The organism is Pseudomonas putida, assembly GCF_026625125.1.
Lineage (GTDB): Bacteria > Pseudomonadota > Gammaproteobacteria > Pseudomonadales > Pseudomonadaceae > Aquipseudomonas > Aquipseudomonas putida_X.
In genome coordinates this window covers 1,754,659-1,780,797 of sequence record NZ_CP113097.1, presented here as the reverse complement: position 1 = coordinate 1,780,797, position 26,139 = coordinate 1,754,659, and the positions used below count along the sequence as shown (strand labels likewise).

Here is a 26,139-nt window from a genome sequence, read left to right as displayed (position 1 = left end):
CAAACACGATTTCATCGACCCAGCGCAACGATTTTATTCCAGCAACGATTACAGTTACCTCTGAGCGCCGCCAAGAGCGCCACTTTCGACCTGATGACGAGGACCACCCATGGCTTCATCCAGCCCCGCGCCCCACTACGCACGCCTGTCCATCGCCCTGCACTGGCTGATGCTGGTGCTGCTGGCTGCTGTCTACGCCTGCATCGAGTTGCGTGGCCTGTTCCCCAAGCACAGCGCCGAGCGCAACCTGATGAAGGACCTGCACTTCATGCTCGGCCTGACGGTGTTCATGCTGGTCTGGCTGCGCCTGGCCGTGCGCCTGGTGCGCCCTGCGCCGCCCATCGTGCCCAAGCCTCCCGCCTGGCAGACCGGGCTTGCCCACCTGATGCACCTGGCGCTGTACCTGTTGATGATCGGCTTGCCGCTGGCCGGCTGGCTGATCCTCAGCGCCGCCGACAAGCCGGTGCCCTTCTATGGCCTGGAGCTGCCACATCTGATCGGCGCGAACCCGGACCTGGCCAAGTTCATCAAGGGCTGGCATGAACGCGTAGGCAGCTGGGGGTATTGGCTGATCGGCCTGCACGCGCTGGCCGGGCTTTATCACCACTACGTCGTGCGCGATAACACGCTGCTGCGCATGCTGCCCTACAAGTAACCGCGTCGGCCCTGCAGGCCACCGGTGTGCACGAAGATCAGGCGAGTGCCAGGCTCGAACAGCCCGGCCTCGGCCTGCGCACGCAGGGCCATCAATGCCTTGCCGGTGTAGAGCGCCTCGAAAGGTATCCCCGTGCTGTTTTCGGTGCTCTCGACGAATGCCAGCAGCTCATCATCGAGCCTGGCAAACCCCTTTCGGCAAGCATCGTGCAACTGGTAGCCGCGCGTACCGGCGAGCGCCGTTATGGTCTGGGGCACGCCATGGTCCAGGGGCACTGCCAGGGCGCCATGCACCCTGTGTGCGCCGCCTTCGGCCAGCACCAGGCCGGCCAGGGTGGTTCCGGTGCCAGCGGCCAGCCACCAGGCGTCATAGTCCGACCACCCCACTGTGCCCAACTGGGCCTTAGCCTGCTCGACGATCAACGCACACCCCTGCGCACCGGCCTGCCCGCCACCGCCTTCGGGGATGCAGTGCCAGCCGGGGTACCGCGCTTGCCAGGGTGCCCAGAAGCCGGCGTCATGCCGGGCACGGTAGCCTGCGTAGCCAAGCCAGTGCAATTGCATCCCCAACGCCTGCAGATCAAGCACCGTGGGCGTGTCCTGTGGATGGCCGCGCAACAGGCCGACGGTGGCGAAACCGAAGCGCTTGCCGGCAGCGGCCAGGGCATGGAGGTGGTTGGAATGGCTGCCGCCCAGGCTGATCAGCCCGGCGGCGCCCGACGCGTGAGCGTGCAGCAGGTGGTGGCGCAGCTTGAACCACTTGTTGCCGCTGACCAAAGGGTCGATCAGATCCAGGCGCAGGATGGCGGCATCAATGCCGGCGCTTTTCAGCCAAGCAAGCTCAAGGGGCTGTAATGGCGCCTGGGGAAGGTCATGAAAGCGGGTAGACATGTTTCAGTGCCTGGTGCGAGGCCGCCAGTCTACCAGTGAAAACCTGGGGCCGCTTTGCGGCCCCGGCTGGCTTACAGCTCTGCCGCCAAACGCGAGCCCTGGTTGATCGCCCGTTTGGCATCCAGCTCCGCCGCCACATCCGCGCCACCGATCAGGTGCACCGACTGCCCCGCAGCCAGCAGCCCATCGTGCAGCTCCCGCAGCGGCTCCTGCCCGGCGCAGATCACTACGTTGTCCACCGCCAGAACCTGCGGCTCCCCTTCAGCGACACGAATGTGCAGGCCCGCATCGTCGATCTTCAGGTACTCAACGCCGTTGAGCATCTGTACCTGCTTGTTTTTCAGGCCGGTGCGGTGGATCCAGCCGGTGGTCTTGCCCAGGCCATCGCCCACCTTGGACGTCTTGCGCTGCAGCAGGTACACCTGCCGTGCCGGTGCATGCGGCTCGGGCTTGATGCATGCCACGCCGCCGCGCGCCTGCAGGTCGCGGTCGATGCCCCACTCCTTCCAGAACGCCTCCCGGTCCTGGCTGCTGGCCACGCCCTGGTGCACCAGGTATTCGCTGACGTCAAAACCGATGCCGCCAGCGCCGATCACTGCAACCGACTCACCCACTGGCTTGCGCTGGAGCAGTACGTCCAGGTAGCTGAGCACCTTGGCATGCTCGACACCGGGAATGGCCGGTGTACGCGGCGCGATGCCGGTGGCCAGGATGATCTCGTCGAATTTGCCCTCGAGCAGGGCCGGCACATCGACCCGGGTGTTCAAACGCAGCTCGACCCCGGTGCTCTTCACCTTGTTGCCGAAATAGCGCAGGGTCTCGAAGAACTCCTCCTTGCCCGGCACTCGCTTGGCCACGTTGAACTGCCCGCCAATTTCGCTGGCGGCATCGAACAGCGTCACCTGGTGGCCACGCTCTGCAGCCACGGTGGCAGCCGCAAGGCCAGCCGGGCCGGCACCCACTACGGCAATGCGCTTGACCGTGTTCACTGGCAGGTAATTGAGTTCGGTTTCGTGACAGGCCCGCGGGTTGACCAGGCAACTGGTCAGCTTGCCGCCGAAGGTATGATCCAGGCACGCCTGATTGCAGCCGATACAGGTGTTGATTTCATCGCCGCGCCCCTGCGCCGCCTTGTTGACGAACTCCGGGTCGGCCAGGAACGGCCGCGCCATCGAGACCATGTCGGCATCGCCCTCGGCCAGCACGGCTTCAGCCACTTCGGGGGTATTGATGCGGTTGGTGGTGATCAACGGAATGTTCACCGCCCCGCGCAGCTTGGCGGTGACTTTGCTGAACGCGGCGCGCGGCACCTTGGTGGCGATGGTCGGGATGCGCGCCTCGTGCCAGCCGATACCCGTGTTGATCAGGGTCGCGCCAGCCCGCTCGATGGCTTTGGCCAGCAACTCGATCTCGTCCCAGGTGCTGCCACCTTCTACCAGATCGAGCATCGACAGGCGGAAGATGATGATGAAATTAGGGCCCACGGCGTCGCGCACCCGGCTGACGATCTCGACCGCCAGACGCATACGGTTTTCATAGCTGCCACCCCAGCGGTCAGTACGGTGGTTGGTATGGGCAGCCAGGAACTGATTGATGAAGTAGCCTTCAGAGCCCATGATTTCGACGCCGTCGTAACCGGCGCGCTTTGCCAGCACGGCGCAATTGACGAAATCAGCGATCTGCTTCTCGATCCCGGCCTCATCCAGCGCTTTAGGCTTGAACGGGTTGATCGGCGCCTGGATAGCACTCGGCGCCACCTGCCGAGGGCTGTAGGCATAGCGCCCGGCATGCAGGATCTGCAGGCAGATCTTGCCGCCAGCGGCATGCACGGCCTCGGTGACGATGCGGTGCTTGTCAGCCTCCTCCTCGGTGCTCAGCTTGGCTGCGCCGGAATACACGCCACCTTCATCGTTGGGCGCGATACCGCCGGTGACCATCAGCCCAACGCCGCCACGGGCTCGCTCTGCAAAATACGCAGCCATGCGCTCGAAGCCACCGGGGCGCTCCTCAAGGCCTGTGTGCATCGACCCCATCAGGGTGCGGTTGGCCAAGGTGGTGAAGCCCAGGTCGAGCGGGGCCAGCAAGTGCGGATAGCGGTCGGCAGCCATGGAACGGTTCCCCATGTGGCGTGATCACGGAATGCGGGTGCCTCGGCGGGCCCCGTCGTTTATCTGCCCACGACATTAAACAGCCGTTTGAATGCGCTCAATGATCGAAACTTACAAATTACTGATCATAGTGCACAGCCAAGGCTGCGACGTGACTCGCGTTGCCTGCTGTAACATGGCTCAGCTTTTTTACGTCATTTTTACTCGACATCCTGCCCTTACAGACGATACTGCCCGTCATTGCCCCTATGAGCTTGCTCGATGCCTCTCCCCGCTTTGCGCTTCATCGCCTTCATCATCGGCGTGTTCCTGATTACCCTTGCGGTCAGCATGGTCATCCCCATGGCCACGCTGCTGTGGTATGGCCTTAGCGAGGACCTTGGTGCCTTCCTGTGGTCAAGCCTGATCGCCCTGTGCGCAGGCCTTGCCCTGGTGGCTCGTGGCATACCCGATGCGCCACAACTCAGGGCCCGAGACATGTACCTGCTGACCACCGCCAGCTGGGTCATCGTCTGTGCGTTCGCAGCCCTGCCCATGGTGTTCATCCGGCATATCAGCTACACGGATGCGTTCTTCGAGACCATGTCGGGCATCACCACCACAGGCTCGACGGTGCTAACCGGCCTGGACAGCGCATCGCCCGGCCTGCTGATGTGGCGATCGCTGTTGCACTGGCTGGGGGGCATCGGCTTCATCGGCATGGCCGTCGCAATCCTGCCGTTACTGCGTGTCGGTGGCATGCGCCTGTTCCAGACCGAGTCGTCGGACTGGTCGGACAAAGTGACACCGCGCTCGCACGTCGCGGCAAAGATGATTCTGGCGATCTACCTGGGGCTGACCGCGCTCGGCACCTTGGCCCTGTGGGCCGCCGGCATGACCCCTTTCGACGCCATCAATCATTCGATGTCGCTGATCTCCACGGGTGGGTTCTCGACGTCCGATGCATCGCTTGGCCACTGGACTCAGCCAGCGGTGCATTGGGTGGCGGTGGTGATCATGATCCTGGGAAGCCTGCCCTTCGCCTTGTATGTGGCGACCTTGCGTGGCCACCGGCGCGTGCTGTTCAAGGACCATCAGGTGCGCGGCTTTCTCGGCTTTCTTCTGCTGGTCTGGGTCACCGTAGGCACCTGGCTCTGCTTGCACAGTGACTTTTCGTGGTGGGATGCGCTGCGCATCGTGGCGGTCAATGTGACTTCGGTTGTGACGACCACCGGCATTGCGGTAGGGGACTACACGCTCTGGGGCAGCTTCGCCATGCTGTTGTTCTTCTATCTGACTTTTGTCGGTGGATGTTCGGGCTCCACAGCCGGCGGACTGAAAATATTCCGCTTTCAAGTCGCCGCGTCGCTGCTGGTCAGCAGTTTGAAACAGCTGATTCATCCGCGGGCGATGATCTCGAAAAAATACAATGGTCACCCCATCGATGAAGAAATCGTACGCTCACTGCTGACGTTCTCCTTCTTCTTTTCCGTGACCATTGCGGTGATCGCATTGGCCCTGACCCTCATAGGCCTTGACTGGACCACTGCCCTGAGTGGCGCGGCGACAGCTGTGTGCAACGTTGGGCCAGGCCTGGGCAGCGTAATCGGGCCTGCTGGCAACTTCAGCACGCTACCGGACGCTGCGAAGTGGCTGCTGACCATCGGCATGCTGCTGGGCCGGCTCGAGATTCTCACCGTGCTGGTGCTCGTCGCGCCTGCCTTCTGGCGGTTCTGATTGCAGGCCTGCCAATCTGGGCGCCAATAAATCCGGGCAGGATCCGTTTATTCGTTCTAGGTTTACTGACGCAGGGAACTAGAACAATAAGCGGAGAATGTCATGAACCGAGCCCTTCGCCTGGCAGTGGCCAGCACCGTATTGGCAGCTTGTGCAACAGCCCAGGCCGCGCCAACCTTCATCAACATCCTCACAGGCGGCACCAGCGGCGTCTACTACCCCATCGGCGTGGGGATATCCCAGCTCTACAGCCATGGCATCGAGGGCAGCAAGACCTCAGTGCAAGCCACCAAGGCCTCGGTGGAAAACCTTAATCTACTGCAAGCCGGCCGGGGCGAGCTGGCGTTCGCGCTGGGAGATTCGGTGGCCGACGCCTGGAAGGGGGACGCCGAAGCCGGCTTCAAAGCACCGCTGAAGAAACTGCGCGCCATCGCCGGCACTTACCCTAACTACATCCAGATCGTCGCCAGCAAGGAGTCGGGCATCACCTCGCTGGAAGACCTCAAAGGCAAACGTATCTCGGTCGGTGCGCCGAAGTCCGGCACCGAGCTCAACGCCCGCGCCATCTTCAAGGCCGCGGGGCTCAGCTATCAAGACCTGGGCAAGGTCGAGTACCTGCCGTATGCCGAATCCGTAGAGCTGATCAAGAACCGTCAGCTGGACGCCACGCTGCAATCTTCCGGGCTCGGCCAGGCGGCCATCCGTGACCTGGCCGCTACCCTGCCGGTAGTGTTCGTACCTGTGCCAGCCGCCATCGTGAGTAAAATCGGCAACAGTGCCTATCAACCCGCGAGCATTCCCGCCAAGACATACGATGGCCAGGACGCTGAAGTGCCAACCGTAGCCATCACCAATATTCTGGTCACACGCGCCGATATCAGCGATGACCTGGCCTATGACATGACCCGGCTGATCTTCGACAACCTGCCGCGCCTGGTCACTGCCCATTCGGCAGCAAGCGATATCCAGCCGCAGAATGCGGCCAAGAACCTGCCCATTCCCCTGCACCCTGGCGCAGAACGGTACTTCAAGGAGAAAAACCTGCTCCCCTGACTATTGACTCGACCCCTGGGGGAGCGGCACATGAGTGATACCGGGCAAGGTCTGCAAGCCAGTACCGACCGTTGGCCTGCCACGCTTTTTGCCGTGGCCTTGGCATTTTCGACCTTTCAGATTGCCACGGCGGCCTTCCCGCTGGTTTCCAGTCAGGTACTGCGGGCAGTACACGTAGGGTTCTTGCTGCTGGTGGTGTACCTGAGCTACCCGTGGGCAGGTCATCGCAGGCCGTGGCAACCGCTTGGCTGGCTGCTGGGCCTGGCAGGCATGGCCACTGCTGCCTACCAGTGGCATTTCGAGGGCGAGCTGATTCAACGCTCCGGGGAACTGACCACCAGTGACCTGGTGTTCGGCCTGCTGCTGATCGGCCTGGTTTTCGAGGCAGCGCGACGGGTGATGGGTATCGCCCTGCCCATCATTTGCGCTCTTTTTCTGGCCTACGGGCTGCTCGGCCAGTACCTGCCCGGTGACCTTGCGCATCGCGGCTACGGCCTCGATCAGATCGTCAACCAACTGGCCTTCGGCACCGAGGGGCTGTATGGCACGCCCACCTATGTCTCGGCGACCTATATCTACCTGTTCATCCTGTTCGGCGCGTTCCTTGAACAGGCCGGCATGATACGGCTGTTCACTGACTTTGCCATGGGCCTGTTCGGCCATCGCAGCGGGGGGCCGGCAAAAGTCTCGGTATTCTCCTCGGCGCTGATGGGGACCATCACCGGTTCAGGGGTGGCAAACGTGGTCACCACCGGGCAGTTCACGATCCCGCTGATGAAGCGCTTCGGCTACAAGCCGGCATTTGCCGGGGGCGTTGAGTCGACCGCAAGCATGGGCAGCCAACTGATGCCACCGGTCATGGGCGCGGTGGCGTTCATCATGGCCGAAACGATCAACGTTCCCTATGCCGAAGTGGCGAAGGCCGCGCTCATTCCGGCCTTGCTGTATTTCGGCTCGGTGTACTGGATGGTGCACCTGGAAGCCCGGCGCAGCCAGCTGCATGGTTTACCCCGCGAGCAATGCCCGAGTGCCTGGGAGGCAGTGCGTCAACGCTGGTTCCTGCTGATACCCCTGGTGGTACTGGTCGGCCTTTTGTTCTCCGGCCGCACACCCCTGTATTCGGGGATGGTCGGCCTGGCCCTGACAGCCATCGTCATCCTTGGTTCGGCAATCATCCTGCGGGCGCAAAAGACATGGTTGCGGGCGGCCTTCTGGGTGGCGCTGGGGATCCTCTGCTCAGGGTTCTTCCGCATGGGCATTGGTGTCATCCTGCTGGTGATCGCCTCGCTCGCTATCGCCTGCGCGTTCATACAGGGTGGACGTGCCACCCTCCGTGCCTGCGTCATGGCCCTGGCCGAAGGTGCGCGCCATGCGGTGCCGGTAGGTATCGCGTGCGCCTTGGTCGGGGTAATCATCGGGGTGATCTCATTAACCGGCCTGGCGACGACATTCGCCGGGTACATTCTCGACCTGGGCCGGGAAAACCTTTTCCTGTCGCTGCTTTTGACCATGTTGACCTGCCTGGTCCTGGGCATGGGTATCCCGACCATTCCCAATTACATCATCACCAGCTCCATCGCCGCGCCGGCCTTGCTGGAGCTCGGGGTGCCGCTGATCGTCTCACACATGTTCGTGTTTTATTTCGGCATCCTTGCCGACCTGACGCCGCCGGTAGCGTTGGCCTGCTTTGCCGCCGCCCCCATTGCCAAAGAGAAAGGGCTATTGATCAGCTTCTGGGCGGTACGCATTGCAATGGCCGGTTTCGTCGTGCCGTTCATGGCGGTGTATGACCCGGCGTTGATGATGCAGGGCGACAGCGTCGGCGCAACCCTGTACATCCTGATCAAGGCCATGTTTGCAGTGGCACTCTGGGGATGCGCGGCCACCGGTCACTGGCGCATGCCCATGCCATGGTGGGAACGGCTGTTGGCGTTCATGGCAGGTGTATCGCTGATTCTTGCCTTGCCCATCAGCGACGAGGTCGGCTTCGCCTTGGGCATTGCCGTCATGGGCTGGCATTACTGGCGCAGCCGGCCCGCGCCCGGGCAACCGGCATGACCAGCCTTTGCATCGGGCTTGCCGGTGTGGTCTGGGCCAGTCTGCCGTTGCAGGAGGTTACCCTGGCCTGGCAGCACAGTGTGGAGAAGGTCCGCTGGGAGGAGGATTATCAGGTGACACCGGCAGGCCTGGTGCTGCAGGAGGCTCGGGTGCGCGGCAGCGGCGCCGGCATGGAGATCCCGGATGACGCTCGCCTGCGTGATGGGGCATGGCACTACCACCGCCATCTGCCCCCGCTGCAACCTCTGCATGCCGGGCGCACGCCCGAGGCCGGCGACTATCAATTGTGCGTCGAGGGCAGGTGCCAGCCCCTCTCCTATTGGCTGGGACCGCCAACCCCTAGCATTGCTGCCGTGGATTTCTGGGCATGCGAAGGCAGTGCAGCCGCCGATCAGCGCAAAGCACTGCCCTGAGCGCGCATACAGGGCAGTGCGAGGGCTGATCAGCTGACGACGTGCAGGTAGTGCAGGTGGCGCTCGTACTGATCGAGAATGTCGCCGATCACATCGTCCCGGCTCCATCCCATGATGTCGTAATCCTGGCCCCCTTCACGCAGATGCACTTCAGCACGGAAGTACTTGCGGGTATCGGAACCCTCGTCGGTATCCCGCATGACGAAACTGGGGGTGTTGAATGCGCGCGGGCGTACTTCGTACAGGAAACGCCCTTCTCCAGCATGGGAAAGCTCAAGCGTCACGCGCCCATCATCGCGCTCGTTCACCGCAACGTCATAGCCCTGCTTGCGCAATTCCGAGGCGACTTCTTCACAGGCAGGCTTCACCACGTCGGCGATGAAGCGGGTCACATGGGCACGCCGCGGCATCATGGCGATATTGCGCAAGCGCCGCTGCCACCCCCCGTGGGGAACGCGCGTATGCCGTGGGCCGGGCAAGGCCTGATTGCGCAAACCGCGGCGGGTGGCATCGAGGCTCAGCGCCTTGAACAGGCCCCAGATGGCGAGGAGCAAAATGGCGGCGAAGGGCAAGGCACTGGCGATGGTCGCCGTCTGCAGAGCCTTGAGACCGTTGGCCAGCAACAGCGCAATGGCGACAGCGCCAATGCTGACCGACCAGAAGATGCGTTGCCACAAAGGCGAATGACCTTGCCCGGACGAGGCCAGCATATCGACCACCAGCGCACCGGAGTCCGCCGAGGTGACAAAGAACACCACCACCATGAGCACCGCTATCAGTGAGATGACACTGGAGAACGGGAAGTGCTCGAGAAAGGCGAACAAGGCCAGTGAACTGTCCTGATCGACCACCGCAGCCAGGTCCCTGACACCTTCGTTGAGGATCATGTGGATCGCTGAGTCCCCGAACACCGTCATCCAGAGCAAGGTGAAGCCTGCGGGTACGAACAGTACACCGCACACGAACTCACGAATGGTCCGCCCGCGGGAAATGCGTGCGATGAACAGGCCTACGAAAGGCGACCAGGACAACCACCAGCCCCAGTACAAAAGAGTCCAGCCGCCAATCCAGTCAGTGGGTTCATAGGCGTAGAGGTTGAAGGTCTTGTTGACGATATCGGACAGGTAGGCACCGGTATTCTGCACGTAGGCCTGCAGCAGAAACACGGTAGGCCCGAGCAACAGCACGAACAGCATCAGGATGACAGCCAGGCTCAGGTTGAGCTCGGAGAGGATGCGGATACCCTTGTCCAGGCCGCTGGCCACGGACAGTGTCGCCAACGCGCAGGTGGCAGCGATGAGAATGACTTGAACCGTGGGGTTTACCGGCAGACCGAACAAATGGTGGAAACCGCTGTTGATCTGCAATACCCCATAACCCAGCGAGGTGGCCACACCGAACACCGTGCCGAGGATGGCGAAGATATCCACGGCGTGCCCGATAGGCCCGTAAATCCGTTCACCGATCAGCGGATAGAGCGCTGAGCGCAACGTCAGTGGCAAACCATTGCGGAAGCTGAAGTAGGCCAGGATGAGCGCGACGATGGCATAGATCGCCCAGGCATGCAGGCCCCAATGGAAGAAGGTGATCTTCATGGCTTCGCGAGCCGCTGCGACTGTGCCAGGGTCGCCCACAGGCGGTGTGGTGAAATGCATCACCGGCTCGGCCACGCCGAAGAACATCAGGCCGATCCCCATGCCTGCGGAGAACAGCATGGCGAACCAGCTGCTTTTCCGGTAATCAGGCTCGCTGTGATCAGGCCCCAGCTTGATGTCGCCGTAGCGGCTCACGGCCAGAAACACCACGCTGATCAACACCAGCGCTACGGTGAGGATGTAGAACCAGCTGGCGTTGGTGATGATCCATTGCTGAACCTCTTCGAACAGCGCCTGGGCGTGCTCCTGAAAAGCCGTGGCGTACAAGACCAGCAGAAAGATGAGTATGGCGCTGGTGTAGAAGACGGGTGGGTTGAGTGTGCTCCTGGGTTTATCGGCTGCTGTCATTCCGGCAGTTCTCCTTGTAAAGCGATGAGCACAGGGTGCCCCGGCACCGCGACATCTGCCCAGATTAGCAGCCAGGAAGACCTCCGTTTGCCGAGCCTGTGCGCTTGAACAGCCATGAACCGTAACCTCCGAGGATAAAAATCACAAATCGATACGCAGTTCGAGCCAGCCTGGCGTCACGGCACTCGCCGATGCCACCAGGCGCCGCCCGCACTGCCTGAATACCACCTCTGTCGGGTTTGCCACCCCGCTCATACACGTCATACTCGTGGCTTTATTCGCCGATACTGCATAGACGATGCCCGACCGTACCAGCCTCCCTGCCCTCCCTCTCGCCCGTTCACGCTGGCGAGAATGGCGCCAGCGCCTGGCGTTCTGGATCGGGGCCCTGCTGGTGGGGCTTGTCGCATTGGCGTTCGCCTGGCTGGCCGAAGCCGCATTCGCTTCGTTCAAGCGCCTGCTGGACTGGCTGCCCTGGTCACCCCTGCTCATCACTCCCCTGGGCTTCGCCCTTCTGACCTATTTGACACAGCGCTGGTTCGAAAATGCCAAAGGTAGCGGCATACCTCAGGTGATCGCCGCCTTGGAAATGCCATCCCGGCGCCTGCGGGCCCGACTGCTTTCGATACCCGTCGCCGCCGCGCGCATGAGCCTGACGTTGGGCGCCCTGCTGGTAGGGGGGTCGGTCGGGCGCGAGGGGCCTACCGTTCACATCGGCGCTGCCGTGCTCTATTCCTTCGGCCGGCGATTGGGCCTGCACGGCCGTCGTACGATTGCCGGCCTGATCCTCGCAGGCGGCGCAGCCGGCATAGCCGCTGCGTTCAACACCCCGCTGGCCGGTGTCGTCTTTGCCATCGAAGAACTGAGCCGCACCTTTGAACAACGCTTCAGCGGCCTGGTGCTGACGGCGGTGCTGATCGGCGGCGTGGTCACCCTGGGGCTGACGGGGCACAACGCCTACTTTGGCGAAATAAGCGGGCGGATGCCCGTAGGCTGGGGTTGGAGTGTGGTGCCTGCCTGCGCGCTGCTGGGTGGGGTGCTGGGTGGCTGTTACGCCAGGCTGGTGCTGCCTACCGACAAGGGCCTGCTTGGCCGTCTCTGCGCACTGCGCGGGCGCTATCCGGTGCGCTTCGCGGCGAGCTGCGGGCTGGTGCTGGCAGTGCTGGGGCTGGTGTCCGGCAACCATGTGTTCGGCACCGGCTACGAAGAGACCCGGGCCTTGCTGGAGGGCCGACCGATCACCGACGCCAGTTTCCTGCTCTGGAAGTTTCTGGCCAATGTCGTCTCTTACCTCTCGGGCATACCGGGGGGCCTGTTTTCACCTTCGCTGAGCATCGGTGCGGCATTCGAGCCGTTGTTGCGCGTGATACCCAATGTCGATCCCCAGGCATGCGCACTGCTGGGAATGGGCGCCTACCTGGCTGGGGTGACGCGTTCGCCGTTGACTGCATCGGTGATCGTTCTGGAGCTTACCCACAGCCCGGACCTGGCCATCCCGATGCTGGCAGTGACATTGATGGCGGCCGGCATCTCTGGTTGCATTTCGCCCGTTTCCCTCTACCACGCCTTGGCAAAACAGATCATCGACAACGTCGCACCTGCCAAACCCAGTTGAAATCGACGGCTGCGCGAGGCACGCTCAAGACCGCGACTGTGACACAATGCTTAGCGAATTCTTGGTTTACCGCCGCGTCACTGCGAGTATCAACGACATCAAAGGCATGCGAAAACTATTGGCAAGCGCCTTGGCGCTGGTGATGATCGCCGCCCTGTGCGGCTATGGCTTCTGGACCCAGCAGCGCCCGGAAGGCCACTACCTCTCCGACCTGCGCATCGAACTGGCGCTGGACCACGGCGTGCCCGGCGAGCAGGGCAACCTGCTGGGCGTCGAGCCCCTGCTTTATCCAAGCGACTATCAAAACCTGCAACGCCTGCACCGCAAGCTGTCGGCCTACTTGCAACAAGCCCGGGCCAAAGGCCTGATCGGCCCGCGCACCGTGGTGGTACTGCCAGAGCACATCGGTACCTGGCTGTGGGCTCGCGGTGAAAAGAACGAACTCTACCAGGTCACCCGTAGCCGCGAAGCGGAGCAATGGCTGGAGCTGAGCAACCCGCTGCGCTATGGCCTGGCGATATTGCGCGCCAGCGGCGACGACCGCCGGGCCGATGCGCACTTGCGCATGAAGGCTCAGCAGATGGCCAGCGACTACCAGCAACTGTTCGGCAGCCTGGCCAAGGAGTTTGGCGTGACCTTGGTGGCCGGCTCGATCGTGCTGCCGGACCCCTATGTGGAACAAGGCGTGCTGCATGCCGGCGGCGGCCCATTGTTCAACAGCAGCCTGGTGTTCGCCGGCGACGGTTCACCCTTGGGCCAGCCGCAACGCCAGCAATTCCCCGACAGCCAGGTACGGCGGTATATCCATGATGGCCGCAAACAACCACTGCAAGTCGTGCAAACCCCGGCCGGGCGTCTGGGCGTGCTGATCGGCAGCGACAGTTGGTACCCGGAGAACCACCAGCAGCTGCAGAGCCAGCAGGTACAACTGGTGGCCAATCCGGTTTTCCTGAGCGGCAAGGACAGCTGGCAAGCGCCATGGCGCGGCAACCGGCACCAGGATGCGGCGGCCGAGCTCGCCCTGCAGCGCGGTGAAGTGAGTGAGAAGACCGCCTGGCAACGCCTGACCGAGGCTGCCGGCCAGGGGGTCAGCAGCATGAGTGTATTCATGCGTGGGCAGTTCTGGGACCAGGGCAGCGACGGCCAAGGCTTCGCCCATCAAAGTGGCGAATTGCTCACAGGCCCTCCCAGCCAGGGCGCACGCCTGCTGAACGTGTGGCTGTAGGGGTATGCCCCGCCCCCGTGTTCGCCTGGGCGACCTCTCGGTAGGTTTCGTCCAACCGCTGGCTGAGGCTCTGCAAGGCCTCGGTCACGATCCTCAGCCGCTGCTGCGCCGTTACGGGCTGGATGAGACACGCTTGGCCGAAGCCGGTGCGCGGCTGTCGATCCCCCGCTACATGCACTTGGGGCATGCTGCGATCGCGCTGTGCGGGGAGCCTGCTCTGGGCCTGCACATGGGGCGCCTGAGCCGGCTGGCCCAGGCGGGTCTCGCGGGCGTGACAGCCGCGCAGGCGCCTACCTTGGGCGAAGCCGCCCGTACCCTGTTGCGTTTCGAGCCGCTGTATGCCGCCAACTACCGTGGGCATTCGAGTTATCAGGAAGATGCCCAGGGGGCATGGTTGAGCTTCTACTCGATCAGCCCTTATAACGCCTACAACCGTTTCGTGGTGGATTCCCTGCTGACCGGCTGGCTGGCCCAGCTTGCGGCACTGACCGAAACGCCTGTACTGGCCGAGCGCCTGGAAATCGAATTCGAAGCCCCCGGCTACGCCGCCCAGTATCAACCGTTATGCAGTACAGCCGTGCAGTTTGCCGCCAGCGGTAACCGATTGCGCCTGGGCCGAGCCACGCTGGAGCTGGCCAACCCCCAGCATTGCCCGAGCACCTGGCAGCACCTGCTGCAACTGTGTGAAACGCACATGCTGCAGCGCACCCGCGTACGCAGCCTGGGCGAGCGCATCACCCACCTGCTCGGCCCCCTGCTCAACGGGGGCCGTGAGCCCGGCCTGGAAGAAGTTGCACTGCGCCTGCAACTGCCCGCCTGGACCTTGCGGCGCAAACTGGCAGAGGAAGGCACGCGCTTTCGTGACTTGCTCAATGACACACGGCGTGACCTCGCCGAAGCCTATATCCGCGATACGGAATTGACCTTCGGTGAGATTGCCTATCTGTTGGGTTTTGCATCGGCTGAAGCCTTCCAGCGCGCGTTCAAGCGCTGGACGGGCCTCACACCGGGGGGGGTGCGCCGCAGTCAGCGGCAGGTGGGTCAAAGCTCGGTGGCGTCGTCGGCCGGTTCCGGGGTGTCCAGCTCGTAGGCTTGGTACTCGAGCAGCTCTTCCTGATATTCATCCATACCCTGCGTCCTCTTCACTCTTTTATCTTCGTTAGTCATGCCCTCCAGCCTAAGCAGGCTGGATGAAGAACTGATTACAAGCCTATGAGTGGTAAACGTAGCAGGTGTTCAGAAAGTTATCGTCTGAGTATCTGTAACAGCGCATGAAACGCCGTGCTTACGGCTTCTCAGGGCAGATCGTTCAGAGAGCGGGTGCTTGAGCCTCGGCAGGCTGTGCCTCCTGCTGCACCTCGATCGGCGCTGGCGCGGCCGGGGGTGCGACGGGTTGCGATCCCTGGCTGTCGTCAACTACCGGCGCAGCTGGCGCCTCGCTTGCAGGGAGCACCGCCTCAGCTGGAGCTGGAGCTGGGGTTGGCTCTGGTGCCGGTGCTGGTGCTGATGCCGAGGCTGACTCTGCTAAAGGAGCAGCGCTCACAGGCGCTGGTGAAACCTGCTCAGGCAGCCCCAACGCAGGCGCTGTGTTGTTCTCGACCTTGGGTGCCGGCGCTTCAACCTTGGCCTTGCTGACCTTCTTCGCTTTGGGTTTAGGCAAGTAGCTTTCGACCAGCGCAAAGTAACGCTCGTAGAACTGCGGCGCGGTCACGGTCTCGCTGGCGACCTTGACCATGGAATCGTCACTGGAGCCGATAGGCATCGACACCGAACCCAACACACCCACGCCGAGGCTGGCGGACGTATTGGACTTCTTGAGGGCGTAGCGGTCCTGCAGCGCGTTGGCGAACATGGTCGAACGCTGCTCGTCACCGCTGTCGGGCGCGCAGGTCACGCTGAAGCTAATCTGCAGGTGGTTTTCGCTGTTCTGCTGGAAGCTTTTGTTACCGGCTATCTGGTTGGCACCGCTGCTGGTGATGATGTAACCCTGGCTCAGCAGCGCACGCCGGGCAGCCTCGCACGAGCCGGCTTCACTGACCGGGAAGCTGCGCGAGAAGGTGCCTGAGTCATCGAAGTTCTCGTGCTCATAGATGGCGGTTTTTTTCGAGGAGCAACCGGTCACGCCCGCCAGCACCAGGGCCAGCCCGAGCGCACCAAAGACGGATGATCTGGTCATTGCGAATTCCGGGTAAGTCGAGAGGTGCCTATTGTGCATCACAGCGCCCTTGCACTGAAACCGTTCGACGGTGAAGAGTCTGTCAGCATCGTGTAAATGTTGACTTTGCGGCCGCATGAACGAAAAAAGCGACCCTAAGGTCGCTTTCTCGTTTTGCTTCGAAGCGTTCAAGGGGCTTCGAGGCGAAGATGGCGCAGCGGACGGGACTCGAACCCGCGACCCCCGGCGTGACAGGCCGGTATTCTAACCGACTGAACTACCGCTGCGTATCGCTTGGGCTTTCGCCCGGTTGAAACTGTGCTTCCCCTCGCGGTGAACACCACTCAGGTCAGGCACAAAAAAAGCGACACGTAGATCGCTCTTTTTGTTGCTTCGAAGCGTTCAAGGGGCTTCGAAACGAAGATGGCGCAGCGGACGGGACTCGAACCCGCGACCCCCGGCGTGACAGGCCGGTATTCTAACCGACTGAACTACCGCTGCGTATCGTTCAGGCTTGCGCCTGATTGAACTGGGATCAGCCTGAGGCAATTTTGCCTTTGGCTTCAGACCGGTGCCAGGCACCCATCTGTTACTGAAAAATGGCGCAGCGGACGGGACTCGAACCCGCGACCCCCGGCGTGACAGGCCGGTATTCTAACCGACTGAACTACCGCTGCGCATGGTGGCTTATCAGGCCTTGTTCCTCTCCAGCAAGTTGCTTCTGTCGAAGCACCCTGCATCAGGAACGCTCAGGAAGTGGTGGGTGATGACGGGATCGAACCGCCGACCCTCTGCTTGTAAGGCAGATGCTCTCCCGGCTGAGCTAATCACCCTCGCGATGTTGCTTGTTGCGTTTGCTTCGCTGAGGCCGCGAAATTTACGCAGGTGCCGACGCTAAGTCAATACCCCCGTTGGATTTTTTTTGGAGGCAGCGGTAAGCGGCAAGCTGCAAGCTGCAAGAAAAAGCCAGGTGTCGCCCATACGATTCCCGCTCCCCACAAATGACTGAGGGACCTTACGACCGCTCTCGCGACTTGCAGCTCCAAGCTCCAAGCTGCAAGCCGCAAGAAAAAGCCAGGTGTCGCCCATACGATTTCCGCTCCCCACAAATGACTAAGGGACCTTACGACCGCTCTCGCGACTTGCAGCTCCAAGCTCCAAGCTGCAAGCCGCAAGAAAAAGCCAGGTATCGCCCATACGATTTCCGCTCCCCACAAATGACTAAGGGACCTTACGACCGCTCTCGCGACTTGCAGCTCCAAGCTCCAAGCTCCAAGCCGCAAGAAAAAGCCAGGTGTCGCCCATACGATTCCCGCTCCCCACAAATGACTAAGGGACCTCACGGTCCCTCTTGCAGCTTGAAGCTTGAAGCTTGCCGCTCAGGTGTAGATCATCTTGCGGGTCATGCCGCCATCGACCACGAACTCCTGGCCAGTGACGAACGCTGCCTGGCGCGACAACAGCCAGGCCACCATGGCCGCGACGTCTTCCACCGTCCCTACCCTGCCCGTCGGGTGCTGGGCATGGTCGGCTTCGCTCAACGGTTCGGCACGGCGTTGCGCAGGGTCACGCGTATCGATCCAGCCCGGGCTCACTGCATTGACGCGGATTTCCGGGCCCAGGCTCATGGCCAAGGCATGGGTCAACGCCACCAGGCCGCCCTTGCTCGCAGCGTAAGCCTCGGTATCTGGCTCCGACTGCCGGGCACGGGTCGAGGTCAGGTTGACTATCGCACCATTGTGCGCACGCAGGTAAGGCGCGCAGTGCTTGGCCAGCAGCATCGGGCCGTTGAGGTTGACTGCCAGCACACGGTTCCATTGCGCCAGGCTCAAGCTCTCCAAGGTCTGGTTATGCGGGTTGGCGATGGCCGCGTTGCACACCAGCGCGTCCAGCCGCCCGAACTGCCCCAACACCTCGGAAACCCCGGCACTCACCTGGGCTTCATCGGCCACGTCCATGGTGATGAACCAGGCGTTTTCACCCAAGGCCTTGGCAACCTTGGCGCCGCGAGGGCGGTCCAGGTCGCTCAGCACCACCTGCCAGCCCTCGCAGATCAACCAGGCAGCAATGCCCAGGCCGATGCCGCGTGCGGCACCGGTTACCAGTGCTACCCGGCCGTTATGGCCCGGCGAGCCGCCCTTCCAGTCGATCACAGTGCTGCCAGCCCACGCGCAAGGTCGGCTTGCAGGTCGGCGACGTCCTCCAGGCCGACAGCCACGCGGATCAGGCTGTCGCGAATACCTGCAGCCTCACGCTCCTGCGGGGTCAGGCGGCCGTGAGAGGTGGTGGCCGGGTGGGCGATGGTGGTCTTGCTGTCACCCAGGTTGGTGGTGATCGAGATCACCCGCGTGGCATCGATGAAGCGCCAGGCGCCCTCCTTGCCCCCCTTGACCTCGAAACTCACCACCGCGCCGAAGCCAGTCATCTGGCGCTGGGCCAGTTCGTGCTGCGGATGGCTTGGCAAGCCGGCGTAATGCACCTTCTCGACACCCTCCTGCTGCTCAAGCCACTCGGCCAACTGCTGAGCGCTCTGGCAGTGCGCACGCATGCGCAGCTTGAGCGTTTCCAGGCCTTTGGTGAAGATCCAGGCATTGAACGGGCTGAGGGTCGGACCGGCAGTGCGCAAAAAGCCCACCACCTCTTTCATCTGCTCGCTGCGCCCGGCCACGACGCCACCCATGCAACGGCCCTGGCCGTCGATGAACTTGGTCGCGGAATGGAACACGATGTCAGCGCCAAGCTTGAGCGGCTGCTGCAGCGCCGGGGTGCTGAAGCAGTTGTCCACCACCAGCATGGCACCACGGGCATGGGCAATTTCGGCCAGCGCGGCAATGTCCACCAGTTCGGCCAACGGGTTGGAAGGCGACTCGAGGATCAGCAGCTTGGTATTGGCCTTGATGGCCTTGTCCCAACCCGCCAGATCGACCAGCGGCACGTAGTCCACCTGCACGCCGAAGCGCTTGAAGTACTTCTCGAACAGGCTGATCGTCGAGCCGAACACGCTCTGCGAAACCAGCACATGGTCGCCGGCGCTGCACAGGGACATCACCACAGCGAGGATCGCCGCCATACCGGTCGAGGTGGCCACGGCCTGCTCGGCACCTTCCATCGCCGCCAGGCGCTCTTCGAAGGCACGCACGGTGGGGTTGGTGTAGCGCGAATAGACGTTGCCAGGGGTTTCACCGGCAAAGCGCGCAGCCGCATCGGCGGCCGTGCGGAAGACATAGCTGGAGGTCAGGAACAGCGCTTCGCTGTGCTCCGCCTCCGGTGTACGGTTCTGACCGGCACGCACCGCCAGGGTGTCGAAGCCGACACCCTCGAGGTCACTGTCCAGTCGCCCGGCATCCCATTGATCCGTCATGCCGTCGCTCTCCAAATCAGTTGTTGTAGAGGTCGATGATCGCGCTGACCGCCTGGTTCTTCACCTTGGCCAGGTCATTGCGCGCCTGCTCGATGCGGTCGAGATAGGCTTCGTCGATGTCGCCGGTGACGTATTCACCGTTGAACACCGCGCAATCGAAGTGCTCGATCTTGATCTTGCCGCCACCGACCGATTCGATCAGGTCCGGCAGGTCCTGGTAGACCAGCCAGTCGGCGCCGATCAACTCGGCCACCTGGTCGGTGGTGCGGTTGTGGGCGATCAGTTCGTGAGCGCTCGGCATGTCGATGCCGTAGACGTTGGGGTAACGCACCGCAGGGGCCGCGGAACAGAAGTAGACGTTTTTAGCGCCGGCTTCGCGGGCCATCTGGATGATCTGCTTGCAAGTGGTGCCGCGCACGATGGAGTCGTCGACCAGCATCACGTTCTTGCCGCGGAACTCCAGCTCGATGGCATTGAGCTTCTGGCGCACCGACTTCTTGCGGGCAGCCTGGCCGGGCATGATGAAGGTACGGCCGATGTAACGGTTCTTGACGAAACCTTCGCGGAACTTGACGCCCAGGTGGTTGGCCAGCTCCAGGGCGGCGGTGCGGCTGGTGTCAGGGATCGGGATGACCACGTCGATGTCGTGGTCCGGGCGTTCGCGCTGGATCTTCTCGGCCAGCTTCTCGCCCATGCGCAGGCGCGCCTTGTACACCGAAACACCATCCATGATCGAGTCCGGACGGGCCAGGTAGACGTGCTCGAAGATGCACGGCTGCAGTTTCGGGCTTTCAGCGCACTGCTTGGTGTACAGCTGGCCTTCTTCGGTGATGTACACCGCCTCGCCCGGCGCCAGGTCGCGGATCAGGGTGAAGCCGAGCACGTCCAGGGCAACGCTTTCCGAGGCGATCATGTACTCGACGCCTTCGTCGGTATGGCGCTGACCGAACACCACCGGGCGAATGCCGTTGGGGTCACGGAAGCCGACGATGCCGTAGCCGGTCACCATCGCCACCACCGCGTAACCACCGACGCAGCGGCTGTGCACGTGGGAAACGGCGGCGAACACGTCTTCTTCGGTAGGCTGCAGCTTGCCACGCACCGCCAGTTCATGGGCGAACACGTTCAGCAGCACTTCCGAGTCGGAGTTGGTGTTGACGTGGCGCAGGTCGGACTCGTAGATCTCCTTGGCCAACTGCTCGACGTTGGTCAGGTTGCCGTTGTGCGCCAGGGTGATGCCATACGGCGAGTTGACATAGAACGGCTGGGCTTCGGCCGAGGTCGAGCTGCCCGCAGTCGGGTAACGGACGTGGCCGATACCCATATGGCCTACCAGGCGCTGCATGTGGCGCTGCTGGAAGACATCGCGCACCAGGCCATTATCCTTGCGCAGGAACAACCGGCCGTCGTGGCTGGTCACGATACCTGCAGCGTCCTGGCCGCGGTGCTGGAGGACCGTAAGCGCGTCATACAGCGCCTGATTGACGTTCGACTTACCGACGATACCGACGATGCCACACATGCGACGCAACCCCTACTTTGATGAAACTTGAGTGAATAGCGCTCAAGGCTTTGCAGGCCCGAGCAACTGTTCCTTGAACGGGAGATCAGCCGGAGTGCTGATCACCCCACTGGACATCCACTGGCTGGTGAAACCCAGAATCAGGTTCTTCGACCAGTCAGCGACCAATAGAAATTGTGGTATCAGGCGAGATTCCTGCCACCAGGTATCCTGTTGCACCGGCCCCAGGCTGAGCAGGCCGATGGCAACCACCACCAGCAAGGCCCCACGCGCCGCGCCGAAGGCCATGCCGAGAAAACGATCGGTACCGGACAGCCCGGTCACGCGGATCAGCTCACCGACCAGGAAATTGACCATCGCGCCCACCAGCAGGGTGGCGACGAAGAGAATGGCGCAGCCAGCGATGATGCGCATCGATGGGGTCTGGATGTAGCTTTCAAGATACACCGAGAGCGACCCACCGAACATCCAGGCGACTGCACCGGCAATGATCCAGATGAGCAGGGACAAGGCTTCCTTGACGAAGCCGCGCTTGAGACTGATCAGTGTGGAAACGGCGATGATCGCGATGATCGCCCAATCAACCCAGGTAAATGCCACGGTGCTGCCTGCAGACGTTTGAGGCGGCGCATTTTACCAGAGCAAAGGGCCGGGAGTAAGCGGAATGTCAGGCCGATTGGCTTGGCCACGGATGGGCTGCAGAGCAGCCCCTGGAATCAACCGCGTTCTGGCTGGAAACGAACCACGAAGCCCTTGAGCTTCTGCTGCCGATTGATCGCATCGCGCAGGCGCTCGGCCTCGGCACGTTCGATCAGCGGCCCCACATAGACCCGATTCATGCCACCGGCCGAACGGATGTAGGCGTTGTAACCCTGGCTGCGCAGGGTTTTCTGCAGGCTCTCGGCCCCGGCGCGATTGGACAGGCTGGCCAACTGGATAGACCAGCTCACCGGCAAGCCGTTGGCGTCGATTTTCGACGCTGGGCTGGCGCTTGCCGCCGGCGCAGGGGTAGCGGCCGCTTGCGCCTGGGGCTTGGCCGCCGGCTCCGGCGCCTGCGGCTTGGGCTGGACCTGCGCCTGGGTTTGCGGCGACGGCGTGATCGGCTGGCTCGGCGCGGCCACCGGGGCCGAGGACTCATTGACCACCACTGGCGCCTGCTGCGGCTCTTGCGGCAGCGGTTGCGGCTCGGGCACTGCAACCGGCTCTACCTTGACTTCAGGCAAGCTCGGCATCGCCGGTGCCTGCGGGGCCTCCACGCGCACCTGACGCATTTCGTCCTCGCGGGTGAACAGCATCGGCAGGAAAATAACCGCCAGCGCCACCAGCACCAACGCACCCACCATGCGCTGTTTCATCCCTTTATCCAGCACTGCCATCTACTCACCCCTCCAGGGCCTGCTGCCCAAGCCATTCCAGGGCCTCGGCAACACAGAAAAACGAACCGAACAGCAGGATCTGGTCACCCGCCATCGCCTGAGCGCATTGCCCATCAAGGGCGGCGCCGACGCTGGCATAAGACTTCACCGACGCACCGAGGTTCGTCAAGGCGCCGACAAGCTCGGCGGCCGGGCGGCTGCGCGGTGACTGCAAAGGCGCCACCGCCCAGTCGTCGACAAGGCCATGCAAAGGCGCCAACACGCCCGCCAGGTCCTTGTCCGCCAGCAGGCCGAAGACGGCCAAACGCCTGCCCTCGACCGGCCGCACTGACAAGCGACGCGCCAGATACGCTGCTGCATGGGGGTTATGCCCCACATCCAGTAACAGCTCCACGCGCTTGCCTTGCCAATTGAGCGTACGACGGTCCAGGCGCCCGGTGATACGGGTATCGAGCAGTGCCTGACGGATTTGCCCGGCATCCCAAGCAAGCTCCATCAGCAGGTACGCCTGCAGCGCCAGGGTGGCGTTTTCCATCGGCAGGTCGAGCAGCGGCAGGCCTGACAGCTCCACCGCGGCGCCATCTGCTGCCGTACCACGCCAGTGCCAGGTGGTATCGGCGCTGGTAAGGTCGAAGTCGCGCCCACGCAGGAACAACGGCGCCGCCAGTTCACGGGCCTTGTCCAACAGTGGCTGAGGGGGATCCAGGTCACCGCACAGCGCTGGCTTGCCCGGGCGGAAGATGCCAGCCTTCTCGAAGGCGACCAACTCGCGGGTATCGCCCAGGTAATCGACATGGTCGACACCGATACTGGTCACCAGAGCCAGGTCGGCATCGATGACGTTAACGGTATCCAGACGACCACCCAACCCCACTTCAAGCACCACGGCATCCAGCCCGGACTGGTAGAACAGCCAGAATGCCGCCAGGGTGCCCATCTCGAAATAGGTGAGGGAAATCTCGCCTCGGGCGGCCTCGACGGCAGCGAAGGCTTCGCACAGGCGCTCATCACTGGCCTCCTGGCCGTCGATCAGCACCCGCTCGTTGTAACGCAACAGGTGTGGCGAGCTGTACACGCCAACCTTCAACCCCTGGGCACGCAGCAACGACGCCAGGAAGGCACAGGTCGAGCCTTTGCCGTTGGTGCCGGTGACCGTCACCACACGAGGCGCCAGCTTGCCCAGGGCCAACCGTGCAAGCACCTTTTGCGAACGCTCCAGCCCCATGTCGATGGCCGAGGGGTGCAACTGCTCGAGGTAGGCGAGCCATTCGCCCAGGGTTCTGTCTTTCATCAGGCGACCGCAGCGGCCTCGCGCGCCTGCTCGGGTGTTTCCTGGCCGGTCATCTGCGCCAGCAGGCGAGCCAGGCGTGGACGCAGATCGCCACGCGAGATGATCAGGTCGATGGCACCGTGCTCCAGCAGGAACTCGCTGCGCTGGAAGCCTTCAGGCAGCTTTTCGCGCACGGTCTGCTCGATCACGCGCGGGCCGGCGAAGCCGATCAGCGCCTTTGGCTCACCGACAATGACATCGCCAAGCATCGCCAGACTGGCGGAAACACCGCCGTAGACCGGGTCGGTCAATACGGAGATGAACGGAATGCCCTCTTCGCGCAGGCGGGCCAGCACGGCCGAGGTCTTGGCCATCTGCATCAGCGAGATCAGCGCTTCCTGCATGCGCGCACCACCGGAGGCCGAGAAGCAGATCATCGGGCAGCGGTTTTCCAGGGCATAGTTGGCAGCGCGGACGAAACGCTCACCGACGATGGCGCCCATGGAGCCACCCATGAAGGAAAACTCGAAGGCACTGACCACGATCGGCATGCCCATCAGGGTGCCGCTCATGGAGATCAGCGCGTCCTTCTCGCCGGTCTGTTTCTGGGCACCGACCAGACGGTCCTTGTACTTCTTGCCATCGCGGAATTTCAGGCGGTCGACCGGCTCCAGCTCGGCGCCCAGCTCGGCACGGCCCTCAGCATCGAGGAAGATGTCGATGCGCTGACGTGCGCCGATGCGCATGTGGTGGTTGCACTTGGGGCAGACATCGAGGGTCTTTTCCAGCTCCGGACGATACAGCACGGCCTCACAGGCTGGGCATTTGTGCCACAGGCCTTCTGGCACCGAGCTCTTCTTCACCTCGGAACGCATGATCGAAGGGATCAGTTTGTCGACTAACCAGTTGCTCATGCTTTATTTCTCCAGTATTGGCGGGCGGGGACCAGTCTGGCCGGCCATGCCCTGCCCTTTGAGCTCAAATTCTTCTGTCAAACGATGACGGACCGGCCACAGGGGCTGCCTGTGTGCCGCACCGTCGTCAACGTATTCTTTGGCCAACCGGCATGCCGGCAGCCGCCCCGCAGGGCTGCGATAGTTATGGACGATGGCCCGCCGCCAGCCGTCACATCTGGCATCACGCCTGTTTCACCGCGCGCATGAACGCTTCGATCTTCGCCGCGTCCTTGATGCCCTTGGCCTGCTCCACACCACCACTCACATCCACCGCATACGGCCGCACCTGGGCGATGGCCTGGCCGACGTTGCTGGCAGACAAGCCCCCGGCGAGTATGATCGGCTTGCTCAGCCGTGCAGGCACCAGCGACCAGTCGAACGCCTCGCCGGTACCACCGGGCACTCCGGCGACATAGGTGTCGAGCAGGATGCCACGCGCGCCGGCATAGTACCGGCAGGCAGCCTCCAGATCGTCACCCGGGCGTACGCGCAGCGCCTTGATCCAAGGGCGGTGATAGCCTTCGCAATCAGCCGGGGTTTCGTCGCCGTGGAACTGTAGCAGGTCCAGCGGCACAGCCTCGAGGATCTCGTTGAGTTCGCAGCGCGAGGCGTTGACGAACAGGCCGACCGTGGTCACGAAGGGCGGCAGTTCGGCCATGATTGCCCGGGCCTGGCGCACATCGACGGCGCGCGGGCTTTTGCCATAGAAAACCAAACCGATGGCATCGGCCCCTGCCTCGACGGCGGCCAGCGCGTCCTCTATGCGGGTAATCCCGCAGATCTTGCTGCGAACATTGCTCATGGACTGCAAACCCTGAGAAACCACTGAAAGGCCCGATGGTAGCAAAAGCGTTTTCGGCCGTCAGTCGGCCAACGCCTCGTAGCCGGTCAGAAAGTGTGGGCCGATGTAACGCTGTGGCAGCTGGAATTCCTCCGGATACTCCACCTGAACCAGGTACAGACCGTAGGGATGGGCCGTTACCCCGCCTTCGCGCCGGTTGCGCCCTTCCAGCACTTCCCGAGCCCAGCCCGCAGGGCGCTCGCCTGCACCGATGGTCATCAGCACACCGGCGATATTGCGCACCATGTGGTGCAGGAACGCAGTGGCCCGCACATCCAGCACGATCATCTGCCCATGACGGGTGACCCGCAGGTGATGGATATGCTTGATCGGCGACTTGGCCTGGCACTGGCTGGCGCGAAAGGCACTGAAGTCGTGAGTACCCAGCAGGAACTGCGCAGCATCGGCCATGCGCTCCACATCGAGCGGGCGGTGATTCCACGTCACTTCCTCGGCCAGGTGTGCCGGGCGGATCGGGTCGTTGTAGATGACATAACGGTAGCGCCGGGCGGTGGCCTTGAAGCGCGCATGGAAATCCGCAGGCATCGGCCGCGACCAGACCACACTGATGTCGTGGGGCAGGTTGAAGTTGGTGCCCAGGGTCCAGGCGCGTTCGTCACGATTGGCGCGGGTATCGAAATGCACGATCTGCCCACAACCATGCACACCGGCGTCGGTACGCCCGGCGCAGACCACCGTGATGGGCTCGTTGGCCACTTTCGACAGTGCCTGCTCCAGCGCCTGCTGGACACTGGGCACACCGCTGGCCTGGCGTTGCCAGCCGCGGTAGCGCGAACCCTTGTATTCCACCCCCAGGGCGATGCGGGTGAAGCCTTCGGCGGCCGATTCGGTGGCAGCGGTGTCGATGATGTCCAAGAGCGTGAAACCTGTGGGGCAATACGAAGTGCCGGGGATTATAACG

The 26,139-nt window shown here is 62.8% G+C and carries 21 protein-coding genes and 4 tRNA genes; 8 read left to right on the top strand and 17 right to left on the bottom strand.

Annotation, left to right across the window (positions count from 1 at the left end; translation table 11 throughout):
• Positions 1-109: 109 nt before the first annotated feature.
• Complete coding sequence (locus tag OSW16_RS08140) at positions 110-655, top strand: cytochrome b (RefSeq protein ID WP_267822156.1); 546 nt, start codon at positions 110-112, stop codon at positions 653-655.
• On the opposite strand, the gene OSW16_RS08135 is transcribed toward OSW16_RS08140, so the two are convergent.
• Together OSW16_RS08135 and OSW16_RS08130 are read right to left on the bottom strand one after the other, a co-directional pair.
• Entirely contained in the window at positions 646-1,545 is a 900-nt protein-coding gene (locus OSW16_RS08135) for a 1-aminocyclopropane-1-carboxylate deaminase/D-cysteine desulfhydrase (RefSeq protein WP_267822154.1), read from the bottom strand. The genes OSW16_RS08140 and OSW16_RS08135 overlap by 10 nt on opposite strands.
• A 71-nt stretch (positions 1,546-1,616) precedes the next feature.
• The gene (locus tag OSW16_RS08130) at positions 1,617-3,653 is read right to left on the bottom strand and encodes an NADPH-dependent 2,4-dienoyl-CoA reductase (protein WP_267822152.1); all 2,037 of its coding nucleotides are present in this window, start codon (positions 3,651-3,653) and stop codon (positions 1,617-1,619) included.
• Positions 3,654-3,914: 261 nt separating this feature from the next.
• On the opposite strand from OSW16_RS08130, the gene OSW16_RS08125 reads away from it, so the two are divergent.
• The 4 genes from OSW16_RS08125 to OSW16_RS08110 all read left to right on the top strand — a co-directional run bounded on the left by OSW16_RS08125 (position 3,915) and on the right by OSW16_RS08110 (position 8,893).
• Positions 3,915-5,369 carry a TrkH family potassium uptake protein gene (locus OSW16_RS08125; RefSeq protein WP_267822150.1) on the top strand — a complete coding sequence of 485 codons (1,455 nt, stop codon included), beginning with the start codon at positions 3,915-3,917 and terminating at the stop codon, positions 5,367-5,369.
• A 102-nt stretch (positions 5,370-5,471) separates the two neighbouring features.
• On the top strand, positions 5,472-6,422 hold the full coding sequence (locus OSW16_RS08120; RefSeq protein ID WP_267822148.1) for a TAXI family TRAP transporter solute-binding subunit: 951 nt from the start codon (positions 5,472-5,474) through the stop codon (positions 6,420-6,422).
• 30 nt (positions 6,423-6,452) lie between these two features.
• On the top strand, positions 6,453-8,480 hold the full coding sequence (locus tag OSW16_RS08115) for a TRAP transporter permease (RefSeq protein ID WP_267822146.1): 2,028 nt from the start codon (positions 6,453-6,455) through the stop codon (positions 8,478-8,480).
• Positions 8,477-8,893, top strand: a complete 417-nt coding sequence (locus tag OSW16_RS08110; protein WP_267822144.1) for a DUF1850 domain-containing protein — start codon at positions 8,477-8,479, stop codon at positions 8,891-8,893. Before OSW16_RS08115 ends, OSW16_RS08110 begins: the two co-directional genes overlap by 4 nt.
• Before the next feature lie 29 nt (positions 8,894-8,922).
• Here the strand turns inward: OSW16_RS08110 and OSW16_RS08105 are convergent, their stop codons facing one another.
• Positions 8,923-10,896, bottom strand: a complete 1,974-nt coding sequence (locus OSW16_RS08105; protein ID WP_267822142.1) for a BCCT family transporter — start codon at positions 10,894-10,896, stop codon at positions 8,923-8,925.
• A gap of 298 nt (positions 10,897-11,194) precedes the next feature.
• On the opposite strand from OSW16_RS08105, the gene OSW16_RS08100 reads away from it, so the two are divergent.
• From OSW16_RS08100 to OSW16_RS08090, 3 genes are all read left to right on the top strand, one after another.
• The gene (locus OSW16_RS08100) at positions 11,195-12,511 is read left to right on the top strand and encodes a chloride channel protein (protein ID WP_267822140.1); all 1,317 of its coding nucleotides are present in this window, start codon (positions 11,195-11,197) and stop codon (positions 12,509-12,511) included.
• A gap of 106 nt (positions 12,512-12,617) precedes the next feature.
• Positions 12,618-13,736 (top strand): nitrilase-related carbon-nitrogen hydrolase, encoded by a 1,119-nt coding sequence (locus OSW16_RS08095; RefSeq protein WP_267822138.1) that lies wholly within the window; start codon positions 12,618-12,620, stop codon positions 13,734-13,736.
• Positions 13,737-13,740: 4 nt separating this feature from the next.
• Complete coding sequence (locus OSW16_RS08090) at positions 13,741-14,826, top strand: AraC family transcriptional regulator (RefSeq protein WP_241803069.1); 1,086 nt, start codon at positions 13,741-13,743, stop codon at positions 14,824-14,826.
• A 219-nt stretch (positions 14,827-15,045) separates the two neighbouring features.
• Here OSW16_RS08090 and OSW16_RS08085 read toward each other — a convergent pair whose 3' ends face one another.
• From OSW16_RS08085 to truA, 14 genes are all read right to left on the bottom strand, one after another.
• On the bottom strand, positions 15,046-15,912 hold the full coding sequence (locus tag OSW16_RS08085; RefSeq protein WP_267822135.1) for a DUF2242 domain-containing protein: 867 nt from the start codon (positions 15,910-15,912) through the stop codon (positions 15,046-15,048).
• 189 nt (positions 15,913-16,101) lie between these two features.
• Positions 16,102-16,178: transfer RNA gene (locus OSW16_RS08080), tRNA-Asp, on the bottom strand.
• 137 nt (positions 16,179-16,315) lie between these two features.
• A tRNA-Asp gene (locus OSW16_RS08075) sits at positions 16,316-16,392 on the bottom strand.
• 99 nt (positions 16,393-16,491) lie between these two features.
• A tRNA-Asp gene (locus OSW16_RS08070) sits at positions 16,492-16,568 on the bottom strand.
• Positions 16,569-16,648: 80 nt separating this feature from the next.
• Positions 16,649-16,724 (bottom strand) — tRNA-Val (locus tag OSW16_RS08065).
• A gap of 546 nt (positions 16,725-17,270) precedes the next feature.
• On the bottom strand, positions 17,271-18,044 hold the full coding sequence (locus OSW16_RS08060) for an SDR family oxidoreductase (RefSeq protein ID WP_241803067.1): 774 nt from the start codon (positions 18,042-18,044) through the stop codon (positions 17,271-17,273).
• The gene (locus OSW16_RS08055) at positions 18,041-19,252 is read right to left on the bottom strand and encodes an O-succinylhomoserine sulfhydrylase (protein ID WP_267822133.1); all 1,212 of its coding nucleotides are present in this window, start codon (positions 19,250-19,252) and stop codon (positions 18,041-18,043) included. The genes OSW16_RS08060 and OSW16_RS08055 overlap by 4 nt, the downstream gene beginning before the upstream one ends.
• A 16-nt stretch (positions 19,253-19,268) precedes the next feature.
• On the bottom strand, positions 19,269-20,774 hold the full coding sequence (gene purF, locus OSW16_RS08050) for an amidophosphoribosyltransferase (RefSeq protein ID WP_012313469.1): 1,506 nt from the start codon (positions 20,772-20,774) through the stop codon (positions 19,269-19,271).
• 42 nt (positions 20,775-20,816) lie between these two features.
• A complete protein-coding gene (locus OSW16_RS08045; protein ID WP_012313468.1) occupies positions 20,817-21,374 on the bottom strand; it encodes a CvpA family protein in 558 nt (185 codons plus the stop codon).
• 116 nt (positions 21,375-21,490) lie between these two features.
• Entirely contained in the window at positions 21,491-22,150 is a 660-nt protein-coding gene (locus OSW16_RS08040) for an SPOR domain-containing protein (RefSeq protein ID WP_267822131.1), read from the bottom strand.
• A 4-nt stretch (positions 22,151-22,154) separates the two neighbouring features.
• A complete protein-coding gene (gene folC / locus OSW16_RS08035) occupies positions 22,155-23,441 on the bottom strand; it encodes a bifunctional tetrahydrofolate synthase/dihydrofolate synthase (protein WP_267822129.1) in 1,287 nt (428 codons plus the stop codon).
• Complete coding sequence (gene accD / locus OSW16_RS08030; protein WP_267822127.1) at positions 23,441-24,334, bottom strand: acetyl-CoA carboxylase, carboxyltransferase subunit beta; 894 nt, start codon at positions 24,332-24,334, stop codon at positions 23,441-23,443. Before accD ends, folC begins: the two co-directional genes overlap by 1 nt.
• 223 nt (positions 24,335-24,557) lie before the next feature.
• A complete protein-coding gene (locus OSW16_RS08025; protein ID WP_267822125.1) occupies positions 24,558-25,178 on the bottom strand; it encodes a phosphoribosylanthranilate isomerase in 621 nt (206 codons plus the stop codon).
• 60 nt (positions 25,179-25,238) lie between these two features.
• Positions 25,239-26,093 carry a tRNA pseudouridine(38-40) synthase TruA gene (gene truA / locus OSW16_RS08020; RefSeq protein ID WP_012313463.1) on the bottom strand — a complete coding sequence of 285 codons (855 nt, stop codon included), beginning with the start codon at positions 26,091-26,093 and terminating at the stop codon, positions 25,239-25,241.
• Between the last annotated feature and the right edge of the window lie 46 nt (positions 26,094-26,139).